This is a genomic window from Archangium sp. (assembly GCF_036389735.1).
Classification (GTDB): domain Bacteria; phylum Myxococcota; class Myxococcia; order Myxococcales; family Myxococcaceae; genus Archangium.
In genome coordinates, this window is record NZ_DASVWK010000244.1 from 1 (window position 1) to 9,629 (window position 9,629).

7 protein-coding genes and 1 tRNA gene are annotated in these 9,629 nt (G+C 67.9%); 4 read left to right on the forward strand and 4 right to left on the reverse strand.

Features of this window, described 5'->3' with window-relative positions; all coding sequences use genetic code 11:
* On the reverse strand, positions 1-1,366 hold a 1,366-nt coding region (locus tag VF794_RS08820), incomplete at its 3' end, for an MMPL family transporter (RefSeq protein ID WP_331108743.1).
* Positions 1,367-1,805: 439 nt separating this feature from the next.
* Here VF794_RS08820 and VF794_RS08825 point away from each other — a divergent pair.
* Both VF794_RS08825 and VF794_RS08830 read left to right on the forward strand, forming a co-directional pair.
* On the forward strand, positions 1,806-3,347 hold the full coding sequence (locus tag VF794_RS08825; protein ID WP_331108744.1) for a pyridoxal phosphate-dependent aminotransferase family protein: 1,542 nt from the start codon (positions 1,806-1,808) through the stop codon (positions 3,345-3,347).
* 7 nt (positions 3,348-3,354) lie between these two features.
* Positions 3,355-4,536: an N-acetyltransferase gene (locus VF794_RS08830; protein ID WP_331108745.1), complete on the forward strand. Its 1,182-nt coding sequence runs from the start codon at positions 3,355-3,357 to the stop codon at positions 4,534-4,536.
* Positions 4,537-4,554: 18 nt separating this feature from the next.
* Here VF794_RS08830 and VF794_RS08835 read toward each other — a convergent pair whose 3' ends face one another.
* Positions 4,555-5,124, reverse strand: a complete 570-nt coding sequence (locus VF794_RS08835) for an ABC transporter substrate-binding protein (protein WP_331108746.1) — start codon at positions 5,122-5,124, stop codon at positions 4,555-4,557.
* A 67-nt stretch (positions 5,125-5,191) separates the two neighbouring features.
* Positions 5,192-6,643 (reverse strand): TolC family protein, encoded by a 1,452-nt coding sequence (locus VF794_RS08840; RefSeq protein WP_331108747.1) that lies wholly within the window; start codon positions 6,641-6,643, stop codon positions 5,192-5,194.
* A 185-nt stretch (positions 6,644-6,828) separates the two neighbouring features.
* Between VF794_RS08840 and VF794_RS08845 the strand changes: the two genes are divergently transcribed.
* Positions 6,829-7,752, forward strand: a complete 924-nt coding sequence (locus tag VF794_RS08845; RefSeq protein ID WP_331108748.1) for a class I fructose-bisphosphate aldolase — start codon at positions 6,829-6,831, stop codon at positions 7,750-7,752.
* A 413-nt stretch (positions 7,753-8,165) separates the two neighbouring features.
* A complete protein-coding gene (locus VF794_RS08850; protein ID WP_331108749.1) occupies positions 8,166-9,200 on the forward strand; it encodes a polyprenyl synthetase family protein in 1,035 nt (344 codons plus the stop codon).
* A 131-nt stretch (positions 9,201-9,331) separates the two neighbouring features.
* On the opposite strand, the gene VF794_RS08855 is transcribed toward VF794_RS08850, so the two are convergent.
* Positions 9,332-9,404, reverse strand: a tRNA-Ala gene (locus VF794_RS08855).
* Positions 9,405-9,629: the final 225 nt, after the last annotated feature.

A 9,629-nucleotide genomic window follows, 5' to 3' on the forward strand; every position in this document is an offset into this window, starting at 1 on the left:
GCGGCATCACGTAGGCGGAGTAGGCCGCGAAGCCCAGCACCGACAGCAGCAGGGTCAGCACCACCGGAGTGGGCATGCGCTTGCCGGGCAGGCGGGGCGTGGCCTGCTCCGGGGCCGTGGGCGCGTGGGCGGCGGTGGCCGCCTTGCCACCACCGGGGCGCAGACGCTCGGCGAGCACGAGCAGCGCCGGGCCCAGCCCGTACGCCACCACCACGGCCATGAGGACACCCACGCCGGCGAGCAGGCCGAATTGCTTGAAGGCATCGAACTGGGCGAACAGGAGCACGAAGAAGGCCGCCGCGTTCGTCAACGCCGAGGTGAGGGCTCCGGAGAAGGTGCCGCGCACGGTGTTGGCCAGCGCCTCGGCGACCGGGTGCTCGCGCCGCTCCTCCCAGTACCGCATGGACAGGTGGATGCCGTACTCCAGGCCCAGGCCGATGAGGATGGCCACCAGGAAGCCCGTGACGACGTTGAGGTGGCCGATGGCCAGCTCCGCGACGGCGAACGTCAGCGACACGCCGAAGACGACGGGCACGCCCACCACCGCCAGCGCCCACAGCCGCCGCGTGGCCAGCAGGATGATGGCCACCGCCATCACGGCCGAGAGGATGGCGGCGCGCGACAGGTCCGCGCGCATCACCTTGTCCTCCTCCAGGCGGGCCTGGAAGGCGCCCGCGTAGTCCAGCTTCACGTCGGGCCAGCCCTGGGACACCTCGTCGGCCACGCGCTGCACGTCGTCCACGAGCCGCTGCGCGAACACCAGGTCTCCCGCAGTGCCGCCCGGCTTCACCATGAGGTACACCTCGGCGCCGTCCGCGCTCCCGAGGTACTCGCGCATGGGCGCGTCCGGGCTGTACTTCTTGACGATGGCGTCGAAGTCCGGCGGGGCGTCCTTCTCCGAGTCGTCCAGGAGGTCCACCGCGATGGCCTTCTCCTTCTCGAAGCGCAGCCGCGCGTCCACGTCCTGGCGCAGCTCCGCGAGCTTCTCGGCGGGCATGAGCAGCAGGCCACGCTCCTCGAAGAAGCCCACGTCGAAGTGGTGCTCCACGTAGCGCACCTCGGGCAGGGCCTCGAGCTTCCTGGCCAGCACGTCCGAGAAGGCGCGCAGCGCCTCGGGCTTGTCACCCTGGGCGCGCACCACGAGGTAGCCGTCGCCGCCGGCCTTCTCGGCCACGCGCGTCAGGTCCTGGACCTCGGGGGCCTCCTGGGGCAGCAGCTCCACGAAGGAGCCCCGGAACTCCAGGCGCGCCGCCATCACCGTGCCGACGAGGGCCAGCACCGTGAAGAGCAGGACGACCCGCCAGGGGCGCGCCAACGTGCCCCGGATGAAGGCCTCGGACCAACGCCGTCGAAGAGACTCAGCCAAGCTTGTGACCCCAGTGGAAAGGAGGACCGCAGAAAGCAAACTTCCCGCTACCTGTCACGGACGCGCGCGGAATTCCGTCACCAACAGCGCCGCGGCCGGAAGGCTTCCACCCCCCCGCCTGGAAGCCCTCCCCTCCCCCCTCTCCCACCCCGAACCCAGGGCAGGCGTGCCCCGACTGTGCAACCGCTTGCGCACTCGCCTGCCCAGGAACGGGAATAAGGCGTGCTGTCAACCCACCCTAAAAGCACTCCGGGTCTCTGGTGCCCGCCGCTCGACAGTCGCCGTCTTGACACCCGGAGGGTGACTCTTTATTCACGGCCACGCCTACCCCCCCGAGGAAGACGCGCGCAGTAGGGCCCCGGGTCGGTACGAACACCGTAGGGATGCGCGCGCCCAGGATCCGCGGAAGCGGATCTCCCCCGCCGAAGAGAAGACCACCATGAGTGACGTGTTCGAGAAGTGCCGAAGCTGGAAGGACTACCGCATCGCCAAGGCCACGGGCCTCTACCCGTACTTCCGCGCGATCGAGGAGTCGTTCGGTGCCACGGAGGTCCAGATCGAGGGCCGCCGGGTCATCATGGTGGGCTCCAACAACTACCTGGGCTTGAGCGCGGACCCCCGCGTGAAGGAGGCGGCGATCAAGGCGGTGGAGCGCTTTGGCACCACGTGCTCCGGCTCGCGCCTGCTCAACGGCACCCTGGCGCTGCACGAGGAGCTGGAGCAGCGGCTGGCCAGGTTCCTCAACCGCGAGGCCGCGGTGGTCATCTCCACCGGCTTCCAGACGAACCTGGCGCTCTCCTCCATCCTCGGCCGCCACGACATCGTCTTCTCGGACCGGGCCAACCACGCCTCGCTGGTGGACGGCATCCGCCTGTCCTTCGCCACCGAGCGCAAGTTCCGCCACAACGACCTGGAGCACCTGGAGCAGCTGCTCCAGCAGGCCGCGGAGAAGGAGCCCAAGGCCGGGAAGATCATCATCACCGACGGCGTGTTCTCGATGGAGGGCGACCTGTGCGACCTGCCCCGCATCGTGGAGCTGGCCAAGAAGTACAACGCGCGGGTGATGACGGATGACGCCCACTCCATGGGCGTGCTGGGCGAGAAGGGCCGCGGCACCTCGGAGTACTTCGGGCTGGAGGCCGAGACGGACCTGGTGATGGGGACGTTCTCCAAGAGCTTCGCGTCGCTGGGCGGCGTGCTGTCCGGCCCCGCGGACGTCATCAACTACATCCGCCACAAGTCGCGCTCGGTCATCTTCTCCGCGTCCATGACGCCGGCGTCCATCGCCTCGGCGATCAAGGCGCTGGAGATCATCGAGGCCGAGCCCCAGCGGCGCGCGCGCCTGCTGGACATCGCCGAGAAGATGCACAACGGCTTCCGCGCCATGGGCTTCGACACGGGCGTGTCGGTGACCCCGGTGGTGCCGGTGCACATCGGTGACCAGGTGAAGTGCTTCCGCTTCTGGAAGGCGCTGCACGAGGCGGGCGTCTTCGCCAACCCCGTCATCCCCCCGGCCGTCGAGGCGGGCCACGCCCTCATCCGCACCAGCTACATGGCCACGCACACGGACGAGCAGCTCAACCGGGTGCTCGACATCTTCGAGCAGATTGGCAAGAAGCTGGACGTCATCCCCCAGACGCGTCCGTCCTCGTTCGAGCCGGTGCGGATCGCCCGCCCGGGCACCATGGTGCGCAACAACAAGGCCTCGGAGAAGTGGGCCGCCGCCAGCGTCGGCGAGCTCGCGGGCAACGGCTTCTCGCTGGATCAGCTCTCGCGCATGTCCTCGCGCGAGGTGGCCGGCAAGCTGTTCGACGCGGTGGAGACGCTCACCTGGCGCGCCGCCAACCTCCAGTCCGAGGACATCCGCAAGCTGGGTCAGGTGCCGATGAAGCTCTGGGAGAAGCGCGCCAACATCCCCGGCCTGCTGCTGGAGAAGGGCGCCAACCTCCTCATCCGCAACGGTCGCGAAGACAGGAGCTGAGCGCGCCATGGCCGTCACCGCCGAGAAGCAGATGCCCGAGTCGAAGCTGCCGCCCCTCCCCACCAACGTGCAGGTGACTCCCGTCCGCTCCTCGGCGGAGCGCACGGCCTTCGTCCGGTTCCCCTACACCATCTACAAGGGCGACCCGAACTGGGTGCCGCACCTGGAGATGGAGCGCCGGGACTTCATGAACCCGAAGAAGCACCCCTTCTTCGAGTTCGGCGAGGTGGAGTTCTTCCTGGCGCATCGAGACGGCGAGGTGGTGGGCCGGATCGCCGCGGTGAACAACCCCCGCTACAACGAGTTCCAGGGCACCAACGTCGGCTTCTTCGGCCTCTTCGAGTGCGTGAATGACGTCGGCGTGGCCCGCTCGCTCTTCGAGAACGCCGCCTCGTGGCTGCGCGCCAAGGGCTTCACCTCCGTCATCGGCCCGATGAGCTACTCCACCAATGGTGAGGTGGGCACGCTCATCGAGGGGTTCTCCACCCCGCCGGCCATCATGACGACGTACAACCCCACCTGGTACCCCGCGCTCATCGAGGCGTGTGGCTTCACCAAGGCCAAGGACCTGTACGCCTGGGAGCTGTCCTCCTCCACCCCGCCGCCGGAGAAGGTGGCGCGCATCGCGGAGAAGATCCGCCAGCGCGAGGGCGTCACCGTGCGCCCGGTGGACATGAAGAAGTTCGACGCCGAGGTGGCCCGGGTGAAGGCCATGTACAACGCGGCCTGGGAGAAGAACTGGGGCTTCGTCCCCATGACGGATCACGAGTTCGACCACCTGGCGCGCGATCTCAAGCAGATGGTGCGCCCGGAGCTCGCCCTGGTGGCCGAGGTGAAGGGCGAGCCGGTGGGCTTCGCGCTCACCATCCCCGACGCCAACGAGGCCCTCAAGGCCGCCAATGGCCGGCTCACCACCTTCGGCCTGCCCATCGGTCTGGCGAAGCTGCTGCTGGCCTCGCGCCGCATCCGCCGGCTGCGCCTCGTCCTGCTGGGCACCGTCGAGGGCTACCGGCGCCGCGGCCTGGACGCCATCCTCTACCTCGACACCCTGAACAAGGCCCGCGAGCTGGGCTACGAGGGGGGAGAGATCTCCTGGACCCTCGAGGACAACCACCTCGTCAACCGCGCCATCGAGTCCATGGGCGGCAAGAAGTCCAAGACGTACCGCGTCTACGAAAAGCCCCTGTAGACGCGGTAGGCCGGGTTGTTACCGCGCGGCGCCGCTCTTCTCGAGCTGCGCCCGCTTGGTCTTCAGCGTGGTCAGCAGCCCGTCGAAGCCCTTGTCGGCCAGCAGCTTGCGGAACTGGCCCTGGTAGGTCTCCAGCAGCGACACGTCATCCGTGACGATGTCGTAGATGCGCCACTCGCCCTTGCCGTCCTCGCGGAAGAGCTTGTACTCCACGGGCACCTCGTCCTGCTGCACCTTCAGCGTGGTGCTCACGGTGGCCTCGTTCCCCTCCACCGACTCCTTGCCGTACCGCACCTGCGCCTTGCCCTGCCCCAGGGCTTTCTGGGCATAGGAGGCCTTCAGCAGGCCCTCCATCGTGGCCGAGAAGTCCTCGCGCTGCGCTGGCGTCAGCGAGTCCCACTGCTTGCCCAGCGCCCGCTTCGACAACTCCCCGAAGTCCACGAAGCGCTCCACCGCCTTGGCGAGCTGCTCCACCTTGGCCCCTGGCGCCGCGGCCACCTTCTGCACGTCCGCGTTGCCCGACTTCACGACCTCCAGGGGACCCGGAGCGGCGGTCAGCAGCACGGCGGCGATCAACGAAGCAATCATGCGTGTATGACTCCCAAGCTCTGAAAGTGAAGGACAGGAGAGACGACAGTTCCCGGCCCCGAGTTATTCACGGCTCCCGCACCGCCGTCCCCGTCACCCGGGTCAGCTCCGCCTGGGCCACCTGGAAATCATGCCAGCTCTGCGCCCGGTCGGCCGCCGACTGGGCGTACGCCGTGAAGGCCTCCACCACGTCCCGCGTGCCACTCGTCCCCAGCTCGAAGGCCGCCATGGCCGCCGTGGCCCAGCGCCTCGCGTCCCGCTCCGCCTGCGTGAGTGCCCTCGCCCGCTCCAGCGCCGCCGTCAGGTCTCCATGCACCTTCGTCACCTCCAGGCGGATCGCCGCCTGGAGCAGCCGCTGCTGCGCCTTCAGCTTGTCCAGCTCCGCCCGCGCCTGATCCAGCTCCGACTGCTTCACCGGGAAGTCGAAGGTGCTCCGCGCCACCATGCCCACGCCCACATCCCGCTGGTTGTACGGGTCGTAGGCGAAGGGATCCCTCTGCCGCGTCGCGTTCGACGTGTAGTGGAGCGACAGGAACCCCGCGAGCCCGAAGTCCGGGAAGAAGGCCCGCTCGCGGATGAACACCTCCTGCTCGCGCGCGACGATGCCCGCGGCGATCCCCGGCAGCTCCGGCCGCTGCTGCTCGGCCAGCGCCAGCGCCTCCTCCAGCGTCGGCGCCTTCACCTCACCCTCTGGCGCCAGCTCCACCTCGACCACCTCCACCGGCTCCCCGGGGGCAATCCCCGCCAGCAGCCGGATGGCGGCCAGCGCGAGCTGTCGTCCCTGCTCCGCCTGCGCCCGGCGCGCGTCCAGTTGCTTGCGGAAGAAGCCCAGCTTGTACAGATCCATCTTCGAGACCTGCGGGGACTCCTCGTCCAGCAGCCTCTGCAGCTGCTTCGCCGCGTCCTCCAGCCGCTTCGACGTGTCGTCCAGCTGCACCAGCCCCGAGCGCGCCAGCTGGTAGCCGAAGAACGCCTGCGCCGCCTGGAATCCCGCCTCGTCCTCGGCCCGCTGCTGGAGCGCCTTGCCGATGACGGGCCCCTGCTCCGCCGCCTTCTCCAGCGCCTTCAGCTTCCCGAAGGTGTAGACGGGCAGCACCGCGTTCGTCTCCAGGAAGGCCGAGAAGCCCAGCCGGCCGAACTTCAGGTCTCCCTCCAGCGAGGCCTCCGTCGTCGGCGGTCCACCCAGGCCGTTGTTGCGCGCCTCGGGCAGCGGGCCGCCCACGCCCACGATCGTCTCGAACTTGGGGAACCACGCCCAGCGCGCCTGCCGCAGCAGCGCCTGGAGCCGACGCAGCTCCGCCTGGGCCGCCTCCACCCGCGCGTCCTGCTCGCGCGCGCGCCGCACGAGCCGCTCCAGCGTCAGCGCCTCCCGCACCTGTCCGGGCGCGCTGGGTGGCCCCTGCTCGGGCACCGCCTGCTCCGCCGGCTGGGACACCTGGGGCGTGACCTGGGCTCCCGCCAGCGTGGCCACGAGCACCAGTCCCACTCCCATGACTCGTTGCGACTCTCCGCGATTCACCACTCGCCCCTCCTTCGCAGCGGCGCAGCATCCACCTTCGTCACACGCTCGTCATCGAGATCGTGCTTCCCGAGCGTTCGCATCGCGACGAAGGCTCAAATGATCTGCTTGGTACATGGCTCGCCGGTGGGCAGAATCCGCGCCGCCAAGTCAAGGGGCCTCCCGCCCCCAACCCGAGGAGCCATATGGCTTACACCGATCGCGTCAAGCAGATCCTCTCGTGGTACCCGTCCGACAACCCGGGCACGCTGACCAATCTGGCCCGACTGCTCAACACCGGCACGCTGGCCGGCACGGGCAAGCTGGTCATCCTCCCGGTGGATCAGGGCTTCGAGCACGGTCCCGCGCGCTCCTTCGCCCCCAATCCCGCCGGGTACGATCCCGAGTACCACATCCAGCTCGCCATCGACTCGGGCTGCAACGCCTACGCGGCGCCCCTGGGTGCCCTGGAGCTGGTGGCCGGCAAGTTCGCCGGTGAGATTCCCCTCATCCTCAAGCTCAACAACTCGGACACGCTGGGCAAGCCCGAGCACCCCATGTCCGCCGTCACCGGCTCGGTGAAGGACGCGGTGCGCCTGGGCTGCGTGGCCATCGGCTACACCATCTACCCGGGCTCCGGTTATCGCAACGAGCAGTACGAGGCCCTGCGCGAGCTGATCGCCGAGGCCAAGGAGCACGGCATGCCCACGGTGCTCTGGGCCTACCCGCGCGGCAGCCTGTCCAAGGAGGGTGAGACGGCCATCGACGTGGTGTCCTACGCCGCGCAGATCAGCGCCCAGCTCGGCGCCCACATCATCAAGGTGAAGCCGCCCAAGGACTTCCTGGAGCAGGCCGAGGCCAAGAAGGTCTACGAGAAGTACAACATCCCCACCAAGACCATGACGGAGCGGATTCGCGATGTGGTGAAATCCGCCTTCAACGGAAAGCGCATCGTCATCTTCTCCGGCGGCGAGAACAAGAGCACCGACGAGCTCCTCGAGGAGATCCGTCAGATCGCCGCGGGCGGCGGTTTCGGCTCCATCATGGGCCGCAACGCCTTCCAGCGGCCGCACGCCGAGTCGGTGCAGCTGCTGAAAGATGTGATGAACATCTTCAAGAACGCCAAGTAACCCACCCCTCCCGGGGACGAAAAGCGGCCGGGTCTTTCGTGACCGGCCGCTTTTTTCATTCAGGCTGAATAACCCGTCACCTGAGTCAAAACCCATCCATGGGTAGTGTTTGACCCACGCCCTTGCTTTCCTCTCAGAGACCCTTCCTCAGAGGACAAAAGAGCCATATTTCTGTCTTAAAGGGATTTGCCTGTATAAAAATTTTCTGTTATTAAAATCAGAAAGAACCGATATGGGGCTTGCTTGACCCCCCCAAGCCGCCGAAGCCCCGGAGGTCCGCCATGCTAACGCTGGTTGCCGCTGTGCAGGATACGATGCCGACGCGCGGAGCCTCCGGTGCGAACTACCCCGTCATGAAAGAACGGAAGACATCCCAGGCCGGGACTCCGGCGGCTGAGCAATCCGCGTCTCCCGTGAACTTCGCGTCGTGGGCGAAGACGGTGCAGTACCAGACGCAGGTGGTGCTCCATCAGATCCTCGAGCTCGAGGACGAGCGTCACCTGGATCCGGCGTGGAACAAGGTGCTCGAGCAGGTGCGCAGCTACAGCCTGCGTCCCTCCAAGCGCATCCGGCCGGGACTGGTGCTGGTGGGTTACGCCCTGGGGCGGGGCGACACCCGGGCGCCGTCGGGGCTGTGGCGGTTCGCGGCGGCCACGGAGCTGCTGCACACGTTCATGCTGATCCACGACGACGTGGCGGATCAGGCGGACACGCGGCGCGGGGGCGCCGCGCTCCACAAGATGCTCGGGGATGGTCGGCTCGGCGAGAACCTGGCGATCGTGATCGGCGATCACCTCTACGGGCGCTCGCTCGAGGTGATGCTGGGCTGCAACCTGCCGGAAGCGGACGTGGCCACGCGCTACTTCCTCAAGGTGTGCCGCTACACCGCGGCCGGGCAGTACATGGACATCCGGCTGCCGTACCAGCCGCTGGCCGAGCTCTCCATCTACAACGCGCTGCGCGTGGCCTACCTGAAGACGGCGCTCTACGGCTTCACCGCGCCGCTGGTGTGTGGCGCCATGCTGGCCGGCGCGGATCCCGAGCTCATCAACAAGCTGGAGCGTTTTGGCCGCTACGTGGGCACCGCCTACCAGCTTCGCGACGATCTGCTCGGCCTGTACGGGCAGTCCTCCGTGGTGGGCAAGCCCACGGACTCGGACCTGGCGCAGGGCAAGCGCACCTTCGCGTTGCTGGCCGCGTACCTGCGCGCCACCCCCGAGGCCCGCCAGGAGCTGGAGGCACTCTGCATCCCCGGCCCCAAGGACGAGACGATGCTCCAGCGCGCCCGCGAGCTGGTGGAGCAGAGCGGTGGCCGCGCCGCCACCGAGCGCCTCATCGAGCGCTCCACCAACGCCGCCTCGCGCATCCTCGAGTCCCTGCCCGAGGCCGGTGGTCTCAAGCAGATGCTGCGCGATCTCATCCAGATGCTGATGATCCGCGAGGCGTAGTCCTCCGCCTCGAAGTCCCCGGGCGTTTCGAGTCCACGGGCGCGCTCGCGCCCCAGTGGATTCCGCCTCCAACGAACGTGGGGAAAATGAAAAGGCCCGTCAGGTACGAACCTGACAGGCCTTCTTCATTGTGGAGCTAATCGGGATCGAACCGATGACCTCTTGAATGCCATTCAAGCGCTCTCCCAGCTGAGCTATAGCCCCACAACGTGGTCGGCCGCTCTGGGGAGTGGCCAACGTCGAAAGCGGCGCCCTTCTACAACTTCTTCGTGCGGGGCGCTACTCCCGAATGGGCCCCACCGGCTTTTTTTTCCTTCAGCCGCTGGGCCGTCTCCTCACCTTCCTGGAGCAGATCCGTGATCTCCCGGACCTGGGCCGCCTCCTTCTTCTCCGCCTGCTCCACCGCCTTGAGCAGCGGGGCGAGCACGG